Origin of the sequence: Leclercia adecarboxylata (assembly GCF_035787115.1) — a bacterium.
Lineage (GTDB): Bacteria > Pseudomonadota > Gammaproteobacteria > Enterobacterales > Enterobacteriaceae > Enterobacter > Enterobacter adecarboxylatus_E.
On the sequence record NZ_JALKTL010000001.1, the window covers coordinates 1,320,607 to 1,339,231 of the forward strand.

At 55.5% G+C, this 18,625-nt stretch carries 20 protein-coding genes; 6 read left to right on the forward strand and 14 right to left on the reverse strand.

Going from position 1 to position 18,625, the window contains the following annotated elements:
• Window positions 1–51: 51 nt before the first annotated feature.
• From MXM41_RS06240 to yfbV, 4 genes are all read right to left on the reverse strand, one after another.
• The gene (locus tag MXM41_RS06240; RefSeq protein WP_325930557.1) at window positions 52–1,884 is read right to left on the reverse strand and encodes an SLC13 family permease; all 1,833 of its coding nucleotides are present in this window, start codon (window positions 1,882–1,884) and stop codon (window positions 52–54) included.
• A gap of 77 nt (window positions 1,885–1,961) precedes the next feature.
• Entirely contained in the window at window positions 1,962–2,621 is a 660-nt protein-coding gene (locus MXM41_RS06245) for a sugar phosphatase (RefSeq protein ID WP_325930558.1), read from the reverse strand.
• 11 nt (window positions 2,622–2,632) lie between these two features.
• A complete protein-coding gene (locus tag MXM41_RS06250; protein WP_032612801.1) occupies window positions 2,633–3,127 on the reverse strand; it encodes a YfbU family protein in 495 nt (164 codons plus the stop codon).
• A 92-nt stretch (window positions 3,128–3,219) separates the two neighbouring features.
• Window positions 3,220–3,675 (reverse strand): terminus macrodomain insulation protein YfbV, encoded by a 456-nt coding sequence (gene yfbV, locus MXM41_RS06255; protein WP_325930559.1) that lies wholly within the window; start codon window positions 3,673–3,675, stop codon window positions 3,220–3,222.
• Between the two features lie 336 nt (window positions 3,676–4,011).
• Here yfbV and ackA point away from each other — a divergent pair, with 336 nt between their 5' ends.
• Entirely contained in the window at window positions 4,012–5,214 is a 1,203-nt protein-coding gene (gene ackA, locus MXM41_RS06260) for an acetate kinase (protein WP_325930560.1), read from the forward strand.
• Window positions 5,215–5,290: 76 nt separating this feature from the next.
• The gene (gene pta / locus MXM41_RS06265; RefSeq protein ID WP_325930561.1) at window positions 5,291–7,429 is read left to right on the forward strand and encodes a phosphate acetyltransferase; all 2,139 of its coding nucleotides are present in this window, start codon (window positions 5,291–5,293) and stop codon (window positions 7,427–7,429) included.
• A gap of 54 nt (window positions 7,430–7,483) precedes the next feature.
• On the opposite strand, the gene yfcD is transcribed toward pta, so the two are convergent.
• The 3 genes from yfcD to yfcF are packed head-to-tail and all read right to left on the reverse strand — an operon-like array spanning window position 7,484 to window position 9,333.
• A complete protein-coding gene (gene yfcD / locus MXM41_RS06270; RefSeq protein WP_325930562.1) occupies window positions 7,484–8,026 on the reverse strand; it encodes an NUDIX hydrolase YfcD in 543 nt (180 codons plus the stop codon).
• A 55-nt stretch (window positions 8,027–8,081) separates the two neighbouring features.
• Window positions 8,082–8,633, reverse strand: a complete 552-nt coding sequence (yfcE, locus tag MXM41_RS06275) for a phosphodiesterase (protein WP_325930563.1) — start codon at window positions 8,631–8,633, stop codon at window positions 8,082–8,084.
• Window positions 8,634–8,688: 55 nt separating this feature from the next.
• Entirely contained in the window at window positions 8,689–9,333 is a 645-nt protein-coding gene (gene yfcF / locus MXM41_RS06280) for a glutathione transferase (RefSeq protein ID WP_325930564.1), read from the reverse strand.
• Between the two features lie 142 nt (window positions 9,334–9,475).
• Between yfcF and yfcG the strand changes: the two genes are divergently transcribed.
• From yfcG to MXM41_RS06300, 4 genes are read left to right on the forward strand one after another with little or no spacing between them, the layout of a single operon-like run.
• On the forward strand, window positions 9,476–10,105 hold the full coding sequence (gene yfcG / locus MXM41_RS06285) for a GSH-dependent disulfide bond oxidoreductase (protein WP_325930565.1): 630 nt from the start codon (window positions 9,476–9,478) through the stop codon (window positions 10,103–10,105).
• A 51-nt stretch (window positions 10,106–10,156) separates the two neighbouring features.
• A complete protein-coding gene (folX, locus tag MXM41_RS06290) occupies window positions 10,157–10,519 on the forward strand; it encodes a dihydroneopterin triphosphate 2'-epimerase (RefSeq protein ID WP_325930566.1) in 363 nt (120 codons plus the stop codon).
• A 19-nt stretch (window positions 10,520–10,538) separates the two neighbouring features.
• On the forward strand, window positions 10,539–11,432 hold the full coding sequence (locus MXM41_RS06295) for a TIGR01777 family oxidoreductase (protein ID WP_325930569.1): 894 nt from the start codon (window positions 10,539–10,541) through the stop codon (window positions 11,430–11,432).
• A 57-nt stretch (window positions 11,433–11,489) separates the two neighbouring features.
• Window positions 11,490–11,999, forward strand: a complete 510-nt coding sequence (locus MXM41_RS06300; protein WP_325930570.1) for a GNAT family N-acetyltransferase — start codon at window positions 11,490–11,492, stop codon at window positions 11,997–11,999.
• Window positions 12,000–12,078: 79 nt separating this feature from the next.
• On the opposite strand, the gene hisP is transcribed toward MXM41_RS06300, so the two are convergent.
• The 7 genes from hisP to purF form a co-directional block, all read right to left on the reverse strand.
• Entirely contained in the window at window positions 12,079–12,852 is a 774-nt protein-coding gene (hisP, locus tag MXM41_RS06305) for a histidine ABC transporter ATP-binding protein HisP (RefSeq protein ID WP_139563302.1), read from the reverse strand.
• Window positions 12,853–12,860: 8 nt separating this feature from the next.
• Complete coding sequence (locus MXM41_RS06310) at window positions 12,861–13,574, reverse strand: ABC transporter permease (RefSeq protein ID WP_325930571.1); 714 nt, start codon at window positions 13,572–13,574, stop codon at window positions 12,861–12,863.
• Complete coding sequence (locus tag MXM41_RS06315; protein WP_103180501.1) at window positions 13,571–14,257, reverse strand: histidine ABC transporter permease HisQ; 687 nt, start codon at window positions 14,255–14,257, stop codon at window positions 13,571–13,573. The genes MXM41_RS06310 and MXM41_RS06315 overlap by 4 nt, the downstream gene beginning before the upstream one ends.
• Window positions 14,258–14,340: 83 nt before the next feature.
• Window positions 14,341–15,123 carry a histidine ABC transporter substrate-binding protein HisJ gene (hisJ, locus tag MXM41_RS06320; protein WP_032612831.1) on the reverse strand — a complete coding sequence of 261 codons (783 nt, stop codon included), beginning with the start codon at window positions 15,121–15,123 and terminating at the stop codon, window positions 14,341–14,343.
• A gap of 241 nt (window positions 15,124–15,364) precedes the next feature.
• Entirely contained in the window at window positions 15,365–16,147 is a 783-nt protein-coding gene (argT, locus tag MXM41_RS06325) for a lysine/arginine/ornithine ABC transporter substrate-binding protein ArgT (RefSeq protein ID WP_039030953.1), read from the reverse strand.
• Window positions 16,148–16,443: 296 nt separating this feature from the next.
• Window positions 16,444–17,013 carry a UbiX family flavin prenyltransferase gene (locus MXM41_RS06330; protein WP_325930575.1) on the reverse strand — a complete coding sequence of 190 codons (570 nt, stop codon included), beginning with the start codon at window positions 17,011–17,013 and terminating at the stop codon, window positions 16,444–16,446.
• A gap of 89 nt (window positions 17,014–17,102) precedes the next feature.
• Window positions 17,103–18,620, reverse strand: a complete 1,518-nt coding sequence (gene purF, locus MXM41_RS06335; RefSeq protein ID WP_325930576.1) for an amidophosphoribosyltransferase — start codon at window positions 18,618–18,620, stop codon at window positions 17,103–17,105.
• Between the last annotated feature and the right edge of the window lie 5 nt (window positions 18,621–18,625).

Sequence of the window (18,625 nt, forward strand, 5' to 3'; positions counted from 1 at the left end):
CCCGGCCTACTCCCCCGTAGGCCCGGTAAGCGTAGCGCCGCCGGACAAGTCTCAGAACGGAAATAACACCGGGATCATCACCACGCACACCACCATCACCAGAAGGGTGAACGGCACGCCGAGTTTTACAAAGTCGCTGAAGGTATATCTTCCGGGTCCCAGTACCAGCGTGTTAACGGGTGACGAGACCGGCGTCATAAAGGCCGCGGAAGCGGCCATCGCCACCATCATCGCGAAAGGATAAGGTGATACCCCCATCGATTTAGCCATCGCCAGGGCAATAGGCGCCATCAATACGGCCGTCGCGGTATTGGAGATAAAGAGCCCGATGGTGGCGCACATAATAAACAAGCACATCAACATCATATAAGGGCCATAGCCGCCGCCCAGCTCCATCAATCCTTTCACCACTAAATCGACCCCTCCGGTTTTTTGCAGCGCCAGCGCAAAGGGCATCATACCGACAATCAAAATGATGCTCGGCCAGTGGATCGCTTTGTAAGCGCTTTCAGCGTCGATGCAGCGAAATTTTCCCATCAGTAAACAGGCGATAATCGCCGCCACCGGATTAGGAATTTCGTCGGTCAGCATCAGAGCGACCATCAGCACCAGACAAAAAATGGCGTGCGGCGCCTGACTGTGGGCGGGCGACGCATCGCTGACTTCAACAGGCAGGTTGAGCACGACAAAGTCTCGCCCTCTCTGACCCAGTTGGGTAATCAGCTTCCAGTTGCCTACGACCAGGAAAATATCCCCCAGCTGCAGCGGCTCATCCACTACCGAGCCGTCCATCGCCTCGCCGTCGCGCTTTAACCCGACGACGTTTAAACCGTAGCGGGTACGAAATCCTATTTCGCGAATAGTTTTACCCAGCAGCTCCGATTCGGGGATCAGCGAAACTTCGGCCATCCCCACATCCAGCGCCTGATCGGAGAAGTACTCCCCGCGCAGGACCATCGGCTCCAGCAACTGTTCGCTGCAAAATTCGCGCAGGTCGACCTCTGCGGAGGACATATCAATGAGCAGCACGTCCCGGGCGCGAAACTCCGATACGCCGTTTACATTGACGATAACCCGGCGAAAACGGCGCCAGCGTTCAACGCCGATGACGTTGGCGCCATAGCGTTCGCGGAGTTTTAAATCATCCAGTCGCTGTCCAATCAGCGGCGAACCGGGGCGGATCGCCAGACGGCGCGCCCGTCCGGTGAGGCGATACTCTTTGATCAGATCGCGAAAGGTGCGGCGCTTCCAGCCGTCGCGGGTTTTGTCCTGCTTTTCGCTTTTCAGGGCAAAGCGGGTCAACAGCATGTAGATAATGCCCATCACCAGGATGACCAGCCCCAGCGGGGTGACGCTAAAGAAGCTGAAGCCTTCCAGACCTTCTCGCAACAATTCACTGTTTACCACCAGGTTTGGCGGCGTGGCCACCAGCGTCATCATGCCGCTGATAAGCCCGGCAAAGCTCAGCGGCATCATCAGTCGGGATGGCGAGATCTGCATACGCATGGAGACACTCAGCACCACGGGAATAAAGATTGCCACCACGCCGGTGGAACTCATAAAAGCCCCGAGCCCGGCGACGGTAAGCATCAAAAAGACCAGCATTTTGGTTTCGCTGTTGCCCGCCACACTCACCAGCCAGGAGCCCATGCTGGTCGCCACACCGGTCCGCACCAGGCCGTCCCCGATAATAAACAGAGCAGCAATCAAAATAACGTTGGGATCGCTAAAGCCGGAGAAGGCTTCCGTGAGGGTTAAGGTACCACTCAATACAAAAGCAACGATCATCAGCAGCGCCACGGCATCCATGCGGACTTTGCCGGTAGCAAAAAGAACAATGGCAATAAGGAGCAGGCTTAACACCCAGATAAGTTCACCGTTCACAACAGATCCTTGTCAGAAGAGAGTGATACCGATAGTGCCATAAAAAAGCCCCAACAATGTGGGGCTAAATCATGGGATTACATTTTCCGCGAGACTGTTACATTCCCGTCAGGCGTGCGGCTTACGGTAAGTGACTCCAGCGTGGTGAGCACAAAGTCCGCCTCATCCAGACGCGGTGAGTTGGCAGGGACATTGACGGCAATGACGTGGCTTCCGGCATTGAGGCCCGCCAGCACGCCGGCTGCGGCATCTTCTACCACCACACACTCTTCAGGCGCCAGACCCAGCATCTCCGCGCCCAGTAAAAAGGCATCGGGCTCCGGCTTACCGCGCTTGACCCGCTCCGCGGTGATAAAGACTTCCGGCAGCGGCAGTCCTGCTGCTTTATGACGCGCATGGGCCACAGGAATCGAACCGGAGGTGACGATAGCCCAGGGGATCGCCGCTTCATTCAGGTGCCTGAGCAGCGCCTGCGCCCCTGGCAACGCCGTGATACCGTTGGTATCGGTGGCTTCGACCTGCTCAAGCCAGGTAAACTCTGCCTGGATATCCGCTTCACTTCTTCCCTGGAGAAAATGCCGTAAAGAGGTTATGGCCTGTTTGCCATGGATAAAATTCAGTACGTCCTGATGGTCGATGCCATGTCTGTCGGCCCAACGGCACCAGGAGCGTTCAACAACCGGTAGCGAATCGACCAGCGTACCGTCCAGATCAAACAGAAAACCTTTACACTGCACATCTACCTCCGTCAGGCATTAATAATTTGTTGGATTTCGTTGCTGCTCAGATGGTACTGACGCGGGCAAGCGTGCCACACGCTGAGCATGCGCTGATATTTGTCCCACATCGGCGTCTGGGCATTAAAGCCATGCGTACCGGCATCGAAATGGGTGTAGCGACCTTCCACGTTGACCATAAAGCGGACATAGCTCAGATAACGGGATTCGGTGGCCGCATCATAACCCAGGAAGGTCACACGACGTTCGTCGATAGTCTGGGCATCTTTCAGGTTGGTCCAGGAAACATGCAGGGCGTGATACATCTCCATAATGTCGATGACGGTGCGGCAGGTCTCTTCTTTCAGTTCGCCAAACTCGCGATCCAGCTCGCGCATCTGCAAACCAAAGCCACGTTCGACGATAGTCTGCAAGCGGCGATAGCGCTCTGCGTTGTCGGGATCAAGCATAGTCATCATTTTGTACTGGTTAGACAAAATCAGACGTTGAGCGTGGGTCATTTCCATCTTTCGACTCCTGTTGCGCATGGCAGCTTTAAAAAAAGACACGGTAACGGTGGGTTACTGTGCCTTCTTTTGGTCATCGTTTCGATGATCAATCACAAGTCATCGAGGAATGTTTTATCAAGTTGCTTGAATGCCCGCTTCAGGGTATCGGCCAGTGCCTGATAATCGGGTTTCCCCTCTACCGGTGCGAGCACCTGGCCGGCATCCTGCAATTTACCGCGCACTTCATAAAACCAGGACAACACGGACGGTGGCAACGGCGTGACCGAACGTTTGCCCAGCCACCACAGCCCCTGCATCGGCAGGCTCAGGGCAAAGAGCGCGGTAGCAACGGCAGGGCCAAGCTGGCCGCCCAGTGCAATCTGCCAGCACAGGGTAAAAACCGCGACAGGCGGCATCAGGCGAATAGCGTGTCGGGTAGCGCGGATTACGCGGTTTTCAATAAAGACGGGCGCCAGGCGCTTTTCCATAGGCCACGTCTTTGAATAATGCTGTCCCCGGCGAAACAGGCTAAAGAAGCTCACGGAAGGATTCTCGGGTGTCGACATGGCTTACCTCAACTTCACATATAAAGATTAAAAAATTCATGCAAAACCACAACTGGTCATGACAACGTTCAAAAACTTTTGTCAGCGCTACCCAGTATCGGGTATCCTGTGCCGGCCTGCAAAGGCCTTAGACGAGGAACATTCACTCGTCAAATTATCGCATATTATGCCATTGCCGGAAAAATGCGCAAAATGGCATAAAATCATATGTATTCTTTTCGTCATGCCAGAATGTCCTTCCGGCATGATGTTAATCATAAATGTCAGCGATATCTTGCGCTACGATCATTGACTCACTGACGTTTTTTTAGCCACGTATCAATAATAGGTACTTCCATGTCGAGTAAGTTAGTACTGGTTCTGAACTGCGGTAGCTCTTCCCTCAAATTCGCCATCATCGATGCGCTCAACGGTGAAGAGTACCTTTCTGGTTTGGCCGAATGTTTCCATCTTCCTGAAGCACGTCTGAAGTGGAAAATGGACGGCAGCAAACAGGAAGCGGCTTTAGGTGCAGGCGCCGCTCACAGCGAAGCGCTGAACTTTATCGTTAACACTATCCTGGCACAAAAACCGGAACTGTCCGCGCAGCTGACCGCAATCGGTCACCGCATCGTGCATGGTGGCGAGAAGTACACCAAATCTGTGATCATTGATGACACCGTTATTCAGGGTATCAAGGATGCTGCACCATTTGCGCCGCTGCACAACCCGGCTCACCTGATCGGTATCACCGAAGCACTGAAATCCTTCCCGCATTTAAAAGACAAAAACGTGGCCGTGTTCGACACTGCGTTCCACCAGACCATGCCGGAAGAGTCTTACCTCTACGCCCTGCCGTACAGCCTGTACAAAGAGCATGGCGTTCGTCGCTACGGTTTCCACGGCACCAGCCACTACTATGTGACTCAGGAAGCCGCGAAAATGCTGAACAAGCCAGTGGAAGAAGTGAACATCATCACTTGCCACCTGGGCAACGGCGGTTCCGTTTCTGCTATCCGTAACGGTGAATGCGTTGATACCTCCATGGGTCTGACCCCGCTGGAAGGCCTGGTGATGGGTACCCGTACCGGTGACATCGACCCGGCTATCATCTTCTTCCTGCACGACAACCTGGGCATGAACGTTGATCAGATCAACACCATGCTGACCAAAGAGTCCGGCCTGCTGGGTCTGACCGAAGTCACCAGCGACTGCCGTTACGTTGAAGACAACTACGCTGAAAAAGAAGACGCTAAACGTGCAATGGACGTTTACTGCCACCGTCTGGCGAAGTACATCGGCTCTTACACTGCGCTGATGGACGGTCGTCTGGATGGCGTAGTCTTCACCGGCGGTATCGGTGAGAACGCCGCAATGGTACGCGAGCTGTCCCTGGGCAAACTGGGCGTGCTGGGCTTTGAGGTTGACCATGAACGTAACCTGGCTGCGCGCTTCGGTAAGTCTGGCTTCATCAACAAAGAAGGCACCCGTCTCGCAATGGTTATCCCAACCAATGAAGAGCTGGTTATCGCGCAAGACGCGAGCCGTCTGACTGCCTGATTCCACACCGCCAGCAATGCTGGCGGTGCTGTTTTGAAGCCCGCCTGTTTTCGGCGGTAACGAAAGAGGATAAATCGTGTCCCGTACTATTATGCTGATCCCGACCGGAACCAGCGTAGGCCTGACCAGCGTCAGCCTCGGTGTGATCCGTGCGATGGAACGCAAAGGCGTTCGTCTGAGCGTGTTTAAGCCAATCGCTCAACCGCGTGCTGGTGGCGATGCCCCAGACCAGACTACCACTATTGTTCGCGCAAACTCCAACCTGCCCGCCGCTGAACCGCTGAAGATGAGCCACGTTGAGTCTCTGCTCTCCAGCAACCAGAAAGACGTGCTGATGGAAGAGATCATCGCTAACTATCATGCTAACGCCCAGGATGCGGAAGTGGTGCTGGTTGAAGGCCTGGTCCCAACGCGCAAACATCAGTTTGCTCAGTCACTGAACTTCGAAATCGCCAAAACCCTGAACGCGGAAATCGTGTTTGTAATGTCCCAGGGTACCGATACCCCGGAACAGCTGAAAGAGCGTATTGAGCTGACTCGCAGCAGCTTCGGCGGCGCGAAAAACAGCAACATCACCGGCGTAATCGTTAACAAGCTGAACGCCCCGGTTGACGAGCAAGGCCGTACCCGCCCTGACCTGTCCGAAATCTTTGACGACTCGTCTAAAGCGAAAATTGTGAAAATCGATCCGGCTAAGCTGCAGGAATTCAGCCCGCTGCCAGTACTGGGCGCGGTGCAGTGGAGCTTTGATCTGATCGCGACCCGTGCAATCGATATGGCGCGTCACCTGAACGCCACCATCGTGAACGAAGGCGATATCAATACCCGTCGCGTGAAGTCCGTGACCTTCTGCGCGCGTAGCATTCCGCATATGCTGGAGCACTTCCGTGCAGGTTCCCTGCTGGTAACCTCCGCCGACCGTCCTGACGTGCTGGTTGCAGCCTGCCTGGCCGCGATGAACGGCGTGGAAATCGGTGCAATCCTGCTGACCGGTGCCTATGAAATGGACCCACGCGTCAGCAAGCTGTGCGAGCGCGCGTTCGCCACCGGCCTGCCGGTGTTCATGGTGAACACCAACACCTGGCAGACCTCTCTGAGTCTGCAGAGCTTCAATCTGGAAGTGCCTGTTGATGACCACCAGCGTATCGAGAAAGTGCAGGAATACGTTGCCGGTTGCATCAATCCCGACTGGATTGAGTCCCTGACCGCAACCTCCGAGCGTAGCCGTCGTCTCTCTCCACCAGCCTTCCGTTACCAGCTGACCGAGCTGGCACGTAAAGCGGGCAAACGCGTTGTTCTGCCAGAAGGTGACGAACCGCGTACCGTTAAAGCGGCGGCTATCTGTGCCGAACGCGGTATCGCGACCTGTGTGCTGCTGGGTAACCCGGATGAAATCACCCGCGTTGCCGCCTCTCAGGGTGTTGAGCTGGGTTCTGGTATCGAAATTGTTGACCCGGAAGTGGTGCGCGAAAGCTATGTTGCCCGACTGGTCGAGCTGCGTAAGAACAAGGGTATGACCGAAGCCGTTGCCCGCGAACAGCTGGAAGACAACGTGGTTCTCGGGACGCTGATGCTGGAACAGGACGAAGTAGACGGTCTGGTTTCAGGTGCCGTTCACACTACCGCGAACACCATCCGTCCGCCACTGCAGCTGATCAAAACCGCACCAGGCAGTTCTCTGGTCTCTTCCGTGTTCTTCATGCTGCTGCCGGAACAGGTTTACGTTTACGGTGACTGCGCGATCAACCCGGATCCAACTGCTGAACAGCTGGCAGAAATCGCGATTCAGTCCGCTGACTCTGCGATTGCTTTCGGTATCGAACCGCGCGTAGCGATGCTCTCCTACTCCACCGGTAACTCTGGTGCAGGTAGTGACGTAGAGAAAGTGCGTGAAGCAACTCGTCTGGCGCAGGAAAAACGCCCGGATCTGGTTATCGATGGCCCGCTGCAGTACGACGCCGCCGTTATGGCTGACGTGGCAAAATCCAAAGCGCCTAACTCACCGGTTGCCGGTCGTGCTACCGTGTTCATCTTCCCGGATCTGAACACCGGTAACACCACTTACAAAGCGGTACAGCGTTCTGCCGACCTGATCTCCATCGGGCCGATGCTGCAGGGTATGCGCAAACCGGTGAACGACCTGTCTCGTGGCGCGCTGGTAGACGATATCGTCTACACCATCGCCCTGACCGCGATCCAGTCTTCACAGCAGTAAGCTGCACCCTAACGTAAAAAGGCGACCCCAGGGTCGCCTTTTTTATTATCGCCGTTAAGCTTCTTCGTGCTTTACCGGTTCGTTGCTGGCATTGCGGCTCATCCACAGGGCCAGCGCTTTTAACGAGTCCGGGGTAAAATCATCGCATCGGGCGGTGATCTCCGCCGGGGTCATCCAGCAGACTTCACTCACCTCTTCTTCCTGCAGCGCAAACGGACCGTGGGAGACGCAGCTAAACAGGCCTCCCCAGACGCGGCAGTGACTGTCTTCGAAGTAGAACTGGCCATGTTCGGCAAAGGGCACGCCGGCAATCCCCAGCTCCTCTTCCGCTTCACGGCGAGCGGAATCAAGTAACAGCTCATCGGCCTGGACTACGCCGCCGGCAGTGGCATCGAGCATGCCGGGCATGAAGTCTTTTGTTTCGGTACGGCGCTGCACCAGAATATTGCCCATACCATCATGCACCACGATATAGGTCGCGCGATGACGCAGGCGCTGAGCCCGCATCTGCTCGCGGCTCGCCTGTGCGATGACTTCATTGTCTTCGCTGACTATATCTACCCACTCAGTACTTGCCAAATGACTCTGCTCCACCATCGGGAAACCTTCTCTTTAAAGCGCTCTCACGGCGCGTTTACTGTTGAGGAGTAAGTTACGGATTAATCCTGGACTGTGCAATAACCTGGCTGTCATTCAGCGTCATAACGCACAAATGGTCCTTTTCCAGCATCCCATAGCTGGGGAGGAACCCACCTTTCGGCAGGCTGACGGAGCCTGGGTTGAAATGAATAATGTCACCCCGCGTTTCCGCGACCGGAATATGAGTATGACCGTAAACCAGGACATCGCCAGCATTCAGCGCGGGCAGGTTATCCGGGCCAAACAGATGACCGTGGGTGACAAACAGGCGGCAGTTTTCCAGCAGGATCTGCTGCCAGGGTGCGGTGATGGGAAAGTGCAGCAACATCTGGTCAACTTCGCTGTCGCAGTTGCCCCGTACGGCGATAATTTGCGATGCACAGGCGTTAAGTCGCTCTGCAACCTCAGCAGGGGCATAGCCTTCGGGCAGCGGGTTGCGCGGGCCGTGATTCAGCACATCGCCCAGGATCACCAGCCATTGCGCCCCGCTCTGGTTAAACAGCGAAAGCACCTTTTCGGTCGCCGGTAGCGAGCCGTGGATGTCCGATGCAAACATCAGCTTCATCAGTGACTCCTTATAGTCAAAAGCCACCCCATCATACCCGAATCAGCAGGGCTTATCAGCCAGCCCGCTTCGCCGAAAGCGCCACATAACGCTGCACAGAGGCGCGCTGCCACTGGAAGCTGGCATAATCCACCAACGGCTGTGGTACATCGTCGCCATTGAGCACCAGCCGGTTAAGCATCAGCGCCAGATCGGCATCCGCAATGCACCATTCCCCGAATAAATTCTGATTGCCGTGGGCCAGGAGCGATGTGGCGCTATCATACAACTGTTCTGCCGCCCGACGGGCAGTTTCGCTCAGGGCCGCTTTTTTCACCCCGGCAAACACCACATCGGTAGAGCGCTCCTGGCGGATTGGCATCAGATCGCTGCGCAGCCATGCCTGAATCTGGCGCGCGCGGGCGCGTTTTTGCAGATCGAGGGGATAGATCCGCTCCCACTCTGGCGGCGCAAAGCGCTCTTCCAGATATTCGGTAATGGCGGAGGATTCGCTGAGTTCAAAACCGTCCACATCGAGTACCGGCACGCGACGAGTCAGCGTATAGCCCCGCCACTGCGGCTGGCGGTTTTCCCCGCGACTGAGATCAACGGTCTTGAGGGTAAAAGGCAATCCCTTCTCGGCCAGCGCGACATACACGCTCATGACGTAAGGTGAGTAATAATCGGCATCTGACCACAGGGTAATCGCAGGTTGGCTCATAAGATCCTCGTAACGCTTCGGGTGGGGTTTATATCCAAAATATAACCTCCTGGCCCGGCTGTCACTTGATGAAAACTCACGATTTATCATCACCGCCTATACTCGATCCTGTACAGAAAAAAGCGTTATGACAGGAGTTGCGATGATTGACCTTTATTACGCCCCTACCCCCAATGGGCATAAAATCACCCTTTTTCTGAAAGAGACCCAGCTGGACTACCGCATCCTGCCGGTTGATACCAGCAAAGGCGAACAGTTTCGCCCCGAATTTCTTGCTATTTCACCCAATAATAAAATTCCGGCCATTGTCGATCATGCCCCGGAGGATGGCGGAACGCCGCTGAGCCTGTTTGAGTCCGGTGAAATTTTGCTTTATCTGGCGGAAAAAACCGGCAAGCTGCTGAGCGGCGAATTACGCGAACGCCACGTCACGCTGCAGTGGCTGTTCTGGCAGGTGGGCGGTCTGGGGCCGATGATCGGTCAGAATTTTCATTTTAACCACGCCGCGCCGCAGCCCATTCCCTATGCCATCGAACGTTTTCAGGTCGAAACGCAGCGGCTCTATAACGTTTTGAATAAGCGGCTGGAAAAATCGCCCTGGCTGGCGGGCGATCACTACAGCATTGCGGATATCGCCTGCTGGCCGTGGATCAACACTCATGAACACCATCGCGTCGATCTGGCCTCATGGCCGGCGGTGAACAACTGGTTTGAACGCATCCGTACCCGCCCGGCCACGCAGCGTGCGATGCAAAAAGTGCAGCAGATATAAACGCTTTCCTCATGTATTATGGTGGCGATAATGACACGGAGGAAGCCTGCAATGTCCCAGCTCGACGCGATTATTCGTATTAAAAATTTACGCCTGCGCACCTATATCGGCATCAAAGAGGAGGAGCGCGCTAACCGTCAGGATATCGTTGTTAACGTGGTGATCCACTACCCGGCCGACAAGGCTCGGGCCAGTGAAGATATTAATGACGCACTGAACTATCGCACCGTCACCAAGAGCATTATTCAGCACGTCGAGAATAACCGCTTCTCTTTACTGGAAAAATTAACTCAGGATGTGCTGGATATCGCACGCGAACATCACTGGGTCACCTATGCTGAAGTCGAGATCGATAAACTTCACGCGCTGCGCTACGCCGACTCCGTCTCTATGACGTTAAGCTGGCAACGCTAAGCGCAACCCTGGAGGTTGTATGAAGATCCTGGTAACCGGCGGCACCGGCCTGATTGGCCGGCATCTGATCCCACGTTTGCAGGTATTGGGCCATGAGCTGACTGTGGTCACGCGCAGCCCTGAGAAGGCGCGCCAGCGACTCGGCTCCGGCATCGATATCTGGAAAGGGCTGACGGAACACCAGGATCTTAACGGCTTCGATGCCGTCATCAATCTGGCAGGCGAGCCCATTGCCGACAAGCGCTGGACGGAAGAGCAAAAACAGCGTCTGTGCAACAGTCGCTGGAACATCACCCAGCGGCTGGTGGATATGGTTAAGGCCAGCGACAACCCGCCGTCGGTGTTTATTTCCGGTTCGGCATCGGGTTATTACGGCGATTTAGGCGAGGTGGTGGTGACCGAAGAGGAGCCGCCGCACAACGAATTTACCCATAAACTGTGTGCCCGCTGGGAGCAGATTGCCTGCGGCGCGCAGAGCGATCGGACCCGCGTCTGCCTGCTACGCACCGGCGTGGTGCTGGCCCCTAAAGGCGGTATTCTGGCGAAGATGCTGCCGGTGTTCAAGCTCGGCCTCGGCGGCCCGGTCGGCAACGGGCGTCAGTACCTGGCGTGGATCCATATCGACGATATGGTCAACGGCATTCTCTGGCTGCTGGATAACGACCTGCGCGGCCCGTTCAATATGGTCTCCCCCTACCCGGTGCGTAACGAGCAGTTCGCCCATGCGCTGGGTCACGCGGTCCACCGTCCAGCGGTCGTTCGCGCGCCTGCCACCGCTATCCGCCTGCTGATGGGGGAATCCTCAGTGCTGGTGCTGGGCGGCCAGCGTGCGCTGCCGAAGCGCCTGGAAGCTTCCGGCTTTGCCTTCAGGTGGTATGACTTAGAAGAGGCCCTGGGAGATGTGGTAGGTTAATTCTGCCCCGTTGGCTGTGTTAATTTGTCCTGCCCGCTCCCCAATTCAGGCGTCACAATGGCAACGATTACTACCCCCAGGCTAAGGCTCTCCCCTTTTGAGCCCGCCGACTGGCCCTTTTTCCTCCGGCTTCGTGAATCCCCCGAGATCATGCGCTATATGGCCGCGATCGCCCCGGAAAAAGAGACCCGACGCCTGTTTGCCGCCCGCCTCATCACCCCGCACACTTTTGTGATCCGTGAGCTTAATGACGATACCCCGCTGGGGGATATTGGGTTGCAAATCAGCCCCCACTACCCTGAAGAGGCCGATATTGGTTATACCGTAATCCCTGCTGCGCAGGGCCGGGGGATTGCCAGCGAGGCGCTGCGCGCCGTGTGCGAATACGCTTTTATCCGGGCAGGCGTCAAAGCGGTTAACGCGTATGTGCTGGCGGAGAACGGCGGGTCGGTGCGGGTATTAGAAAAAGCGGGCTTTGTGCGTACGCAAGTGCTGGAAAAAGCGTATGAGATAAATGGTGTACGCTATGACGACTGGGTGTACCGGCTGGAGAGTGGTGCGGCCTGATGCCCTCACCCTGGCCCTCTCCCACAGGGAGAGGGGACAAACTGTAGGCCCGGTAAACGTAATGCCCCCGGGCATAAAACTACTTCAACGACCCTTTCAGGAACTGCTGCAGGCGCGGGCTCTTCGGATTACCTAACACCTCATCCGGATGCCCCTGCTCTTCGATCTTGCCCTGGTGCAGGAAAATAACGTGGTTAGAGACGTTGCGGGCGAAGCCCATCTCGTGCGTCACCACCACCATCGTTTTCCCCTCTTCGGCGAGCTGCTGCATGATGCGCAGCACTTCCCCTACCAGCTCAGGATCGAGGGCGGAGGTCGGTTCATCAAACAGCAGCACTTCCGGCTCCATCGCCAGCGCACGGGCGATAGAGACACGCTGCTGCTGACCGCCGGAGAGATGCACCGGATATTTCATCTGCTGGCGTTCGTCGATACCCACTTTCGCCAGATATTTCTCCGCACGGGCACGGGCTTCCTGCTTGCTTAAGCCCAAAACCTGCACCGGGGCTTCCATGACGTTCTCCAGCACCGTCATGTGGCTCCAGAGGTTAAAGTGCTGGAACACCATCGTCAGACGGGTACGCAGCATCCGCAGCTGGTGTTTATCCGCCACCTTCAGCTGGCCGTCTTTGTCCTGCACCAGGTTGATGTTCTCACCGCTGACCACAATCGAGCCGGCGCTTGGTTTTTCGAGGAAGTTAATGCAGCGCAGGAAAGTACTTTTACCCGAGCCTGACGAACCGATAATACTGATCACATCGCCCGCATTCGCCTGCAGCGACACCCCTTTCAGCACTTCATGTTCGCCGTAGCGTTTGTGCAAATCGATAACGTTTAATTTGTTCTCAGCCATCTTAATTCTCAGTGCGTCGAAGGTTTGACATGCTGCAACCAGCGTTTTTCCGCTTTGCGGAACAGGCTAATCAGGACATAAGAGATGATTAAATAGAGCACTGCCGCGATCCCGAAGGCGGTGAACGGCTGATAGGTCGCCGAGTTAATATCGCGGGCAATCTTCAGCAGATCCGGCACGGTGGCGGTAAAGGCCAGCGCCGTGGAGTGCAGCATTAAAATCACTTCGTTACTGTAGGCGGGCAGCGCAATGCGCAGCGCCGAAGGCAGAATAATGCAGCGGTAGAGCTTCACGGAGGAGAAGCCGTACGCGCGCGCCGCCTCAATCTCACCGTGAGGTACGGAGCGAATCGCCCCCGCAAAAATCTCAGTGGTATAGGCGCAGGTGTTCAGGGTCAACGCCAGCACGGTACAGTTAAGCCCGCTGCGGAAGAACGCGTTCAGCATCTCGGTGCCTTTGACGATTTCCAGCGTGTACATCCCGGAGTAGAACACCAGCAGCTGTACATACAGCGGCGTACCACGGAACACGTAGGTAAACAGCCAGACAGGGAAGCGAATGTACTTATTGCTTGAGACGCGGCCAATGGCGAGGAATATTGCCAGAATGCCGCCCATCACCACAGAAGAAATCAGCAGCCAGAGGGTGATCGCCACACCGGTAAAGCGGTATCCGTCGGTCCACAGCAGCGATTTCCAGTATTCCTGAATAATCTCGATCACAGGTCAGCCCTCTTCACACCCACGGAATAGCGACGTTCGAGCAGCAGCAGCACGCCATTGGAGACGGTGGTAAACACCAGATAAATCACCCCGCAGACAATCGCGAAGTAGAAGGGCTCCCAGGTACTTTTGCCTGCCAGCTGTGTGGCTTTTACCACATCTTCCAGCCCCAGTAATGAGACCAGCGCCGTCGCTTTGAGGATAACCTGCCAGTTGTTGCCAATCCCCGGCAGCGCAAAGCGCATCATGGCCGGAAACATGATGCGGCGAAACGTCTGTGAGGAGGTAAAACCGAAGGCCGTGGCCGCTTCGATATGCCCTTTCGGCACGGCGAGATAGGCCCCGCGGAAGGTTTCGGTAAAATAGGCGCCGTAGATAAAGCCCAGAGTGATGATACCGGCCACCATAGGATCGATATCAATTTGCGCCATACCGATGGCATCCGTAATGCCATTAAGCGCGATTTGCAGACCATAGAAAATCAGCAGCATCAGCACCAGGTCAGGAACACCGCGGATAAGGGTGGTATAACCCTCAAACAGCAGCGCCATCGCCCGGTTCGCAGAAAGCTTCGCCCCCGCGCCAGCAAGGCCGATTAACACGGCCAGCACCACCGAACTGAGAGCCAGTTCAAGGGTGACCAATGCGCCTTGTAAAATTACGCCAGAAAATCCGTACAGCATACCGCCTGCCCTGTCGTGAGTGGTGTAGCCGTGTCTTTTCCCCTCCCGTGCCGGGAGGGGCCGCACGTTAATGAGTGGAGTGATTAACCACCGTAGACATCAAAATCGAAGTATTTCTTCGCCAGTTTTTCGTACGTGCCGTCTGCACGCATCTCAGCAAAGGCTTTGTTCAGCGCTTCACGCAGTTCGTTGTCTTCTTTACGCAGCCCCATACCGGTGCCCACGCCGAAGAGTTTCTCGTCCTTAATGGACGGGCCGCCAAACTTGTAATCTTTGCCCACCGGCTGTTTCAGGAAGCCTTCGCTGGCGGCGACTTCGTCCTGGAAGGCGGCATCAATACGGCCCGCAGTCAGGTCAGCGTAGATATTCTCCTGCCCCTGATAAGAGACGATTTCGATCCCTTTTGGTGCCCAGTGCTCGTTACCGAAGGTCTCCTGAGTGGTGCCCTGCAGCACGCCCACGCGTTTACCCTTCAGTGACTCAAGAGTCGGCTGAATATCAGAGGATTTCGCTACCACCAGACGAGAGTCCGCTGCATAAAGCTTGTCGGTGAAGGCAATTTCCTGCTGGCGTTTTTCGGTAATAGAGAGGGAAGACATGATGGCATCGATTTTTTTCGCTTTCAGCGAAGGGATCAGCGCATCCAGTGGGTTTTCAACGAAGGTACACTCTGTTTTGATACGTTTGCACAGCTCTTTCGCCAAATCGATATCAAATCCTACCAGTTCACCCTGCGCATTCTTCGATTCGAAGGGGGCATAAGTCGGGTCAGTACCAATACGAACTTTTTGCGGAATTGCTGCGAATGCCGCAGTAGCGCTGGAAAAGGCCAGAGCCAGAGAAAGTGACAAAACCAGTTTTTTCATATCTATCCTCAACAGACTGTCTTCTTACGGGATTTTAACGCCGACGGGGCGCCTTTAATGTGCCACTAATCGCCGCGGCAAGGCAAAAGATTATGCCCGCCAGGCGCAAAAAAGTGCATCACGAGTGCTTAACTATTCACTTTATAACCAACGCGACGCACGATTTGCACCATAAGGGTTCACAAAGGCCCATGTCGCACCATAACAGGGAGTCATTATGGTGCGCCCCCGTCAGTGATGGTTAATCGCCGTAAACATTGAAGTCGAAGTATTTCTTCGCCAGTTTGTCGTAGGTACCGTCTTTACGCAGTTCAGTAAAGGCTTTATCAAACGCCGCTTTCAGTTCGGCATCGTCTTTACGCAAGCCAATCCCGGTGCCGTCACCGAAATATTTTTTGTCTTTGACGGACGGGCCAGCAAAGGCAAACTCTTTGCCTGCAGGTTGTTTCAGGAAGCCTTCGCTCGCCGCGACTTCATCCTGGAATGCCGCATCCAGACGCCCTGCTGCCAGATCGGAATAGATCAGATCCTGGTTCTGGTAAGCCACCACGTCCACGCCCTTTTCACGCCAGTTGGCGTTAGCAAAACCTTCCTGGGTTGATCCCTGCAGCACGCCCACGTGTTTCCCTTTCAGCGAGTCGATGGTCGGCTGGATTGGGGAGCCTTTCGCCGCAATCAGACGCGAGTCCGCCGCGTAGAGTTTCTCAGAGAAGGCGATCTCCTGCTGACGCTTTTCGGTGATCGAGAGTGAAGAGATAATCGCGTCGATCTTCTTGGCTTTCAGGGACGGGATCAGCGCGTCGAAGTCGCTGCCCACCCAGGTGCATTTCACGGACATGCGTTTGCACATCTCATTTCCCAGGTCGATATCAAACCCAACGAAATCCCCCTTCGCATCTTTCGATGAGAAGGGGGCATAGGTTGCGTCTGTACCGATACGTACGTTCTGTGGGAGGGCCGCAAAGCTGCTCGCCGCTGCGCTTAATCCCACCAGCAAAGACAGAGCCAGAACCGTCTTCTTCATACATTACCCTCAAGTGTCGTGATTTTCTTATGTAATAGATTGTGTTGTGTGTTGTTGCAGGCAATCTCTTGCAGGTCTTATGCCACATTGCGCTCATCGCAAAATTACGGCGTTAAATATGTTAACGAAAGGTTGCAGGATTGCCTTAATGGTGAAAGATAGCAGGTCTGCCAAACGAACCGCAGTGGCAAGAAGGGAAAAAAGGAATTAAATGTTGAGGATATGATCGCTGTTGCAGAATTGCCCTGAAACAGGGCAAGTTGTGGTGGTCTGCACCCTGGCAGGACCTTTTCTCGTCAGACACCCTGCCAGCGCGTAAACAGATCGTCCGGCAGAGCAATATCAAACTGATCAAGTACCCGGTTAACGGTCTGATTGATCACATCATCCAGCGACTGCGGACGGTGATAAAACGCCGGCACCGGGGGCATAATTACCGCGCCCAGTTCGGCGGCCTGGGTCATCAGGCGCAGATGGCCCAGATGGAGCGGGGTTTCACGCACGCAGAGCACCAGCGGACGGCGCTCCTTCAGCACCACATCAGCCGCGCGGGTCACCAGCGTATCGGTATAGCTGTTGACGATGCCCGAAAGGGTTTTGATGGAACAGGGCAGGATTACCATCCCCGCGGTTTTAAACGACCCGGAGGAGATGCTGGCGGCGATATCGCGCGCATCGTGCACCACGCCGGCCAGCGCCTGAACGTCACGCAGGGAAAAATCGGTTTCGAGAGAGAGGGTCTGGCGCGCGGCCTGGCTCATCACCAGATGGGTTTCAACGTCGGCGACGTCGCGCAATACCTGCAGCAAACGCACACCATAAATCGCGCCGCTGGCCCCTGAGATCCCCACAATTAATCGTTTCATGATGTTCGCCCTTGCTGATACAGGGCTGACTGTGCAGGATTTTGGCGGGAGTTGCAAGCGAGGGCGGACGCCCTCGCCTGTGATGACGATTAACCTTCGTTGTGCATCTCTAAACTTTCGAGATCGTTCGCCAGCTGGACGGCTTTCGCGTCGTCGTTGCGCAGCGAATCGAGATAGTCCAGGTACTGCTGATCCACATCTTTGGTGACGTAGATACCGTTAAATACCGAGCATTCAAACTGCTGAATATCCGGATTCTCGGCGCGCACCGCGTCGATCAGATCGTTCAGATCCTGGAAAATCAGGCCGTCGGCACCGATGATCTGGCGGATCTCATCCACTTCACGACCGTGTGCAATCAGCTCGTTGGCGGTAGGCATGTCGATCCCGTAGACGTTCGGGAAGCGAATTTCAGGTGCCGCAGAGGCCAGATAGACCTTCTTCGCACCCGCTTCACGAGCCATCTCGATAATCTGCTCAGAAGTGGTGCCACGCACGATGGAATCGTCTACCAGCAGCACGTTCTTATCACGGAATTCCGCGCGGTTGGCGTTCAGCTTGCGGCGGACCGACTTACGGCGCAGCTGCTGGCCCGGCATGATGAAGGTGCGGCCAACATAGCGGTTTTTCACAAAGCCCTGACGATAGGGTTTACCCAGAATACGCGCCATCTCCAGCGCGATATCGCAGGAGGTCTCAGGGATTGGGATCACCACGTCAATATCAAGATCTTCCCACTCGCGGGCAATCTTCTCGCCGAGCTTAGTGCCCATGTTGACGCGGGCGCTGTAGACGGAGATTTTGTCGATGAAGGAGTCCGGACGGGCAAAGTAGACGTATTCGAACAGGCACGGATTGCTGACCGGGTTTTCCGCACACTGGCGGGTAAACAGCTGGCCTTTTTCGGTGATGTAGACCGCTTCGCCAGGGGCAACGTCACGCAGGAACTCAAAGCCCAGCGTATCCAGCGCCACGCTTTCAGAAGCCACCATATACTCGGTGCGGCCATCGCCGATGTCGCGCTTGCCCAGCACCAGCGGACGAATACCATTCGGGTCGCGGAAAGCGACCATACCGTGGCCGATAATCATCGCAACGCAGGCATACGCGCCGCGAATCAGGCGGTTAGTGGCTGCCACCGCCGCAAAAATGTTGTCTGCTTCCAGCGGATAGTGACGGAAGTTGTCCAGCTCGCTGGCAAAGACGTTGAGCAGAATTTCAGAATCAGAAGTGGTGTTAATGTGACGACGCTTCTCTTCAAACAGCTTCTTACGCAGCTCGTGAGCATTGGTCAGGTTGCCGTTATGAGCAAGCGTGATGCCATACGGCGAGTTAACGTAGAACGGCTGAGCTTCAGAGGCGCTGGAACTGCCAGCAGTCGGGTAACGAACGTGACCAATACCCATGTTACCTTGAAGACGCTGCATATGGCGGGCTTCAAACACATCGTTTACCAGGCCGTTCGCCTTACGTAAACGGAAGCAGTTGTGTGCATCAATGGTGATGATACCCGCAGCATCCTGCCCACGGTGCTGAAGCACCGATAATGCGTCATAAATAGACTGGTTTACCGGCATGAAACCGGCGATACCGACAATACCGCACATTCGTC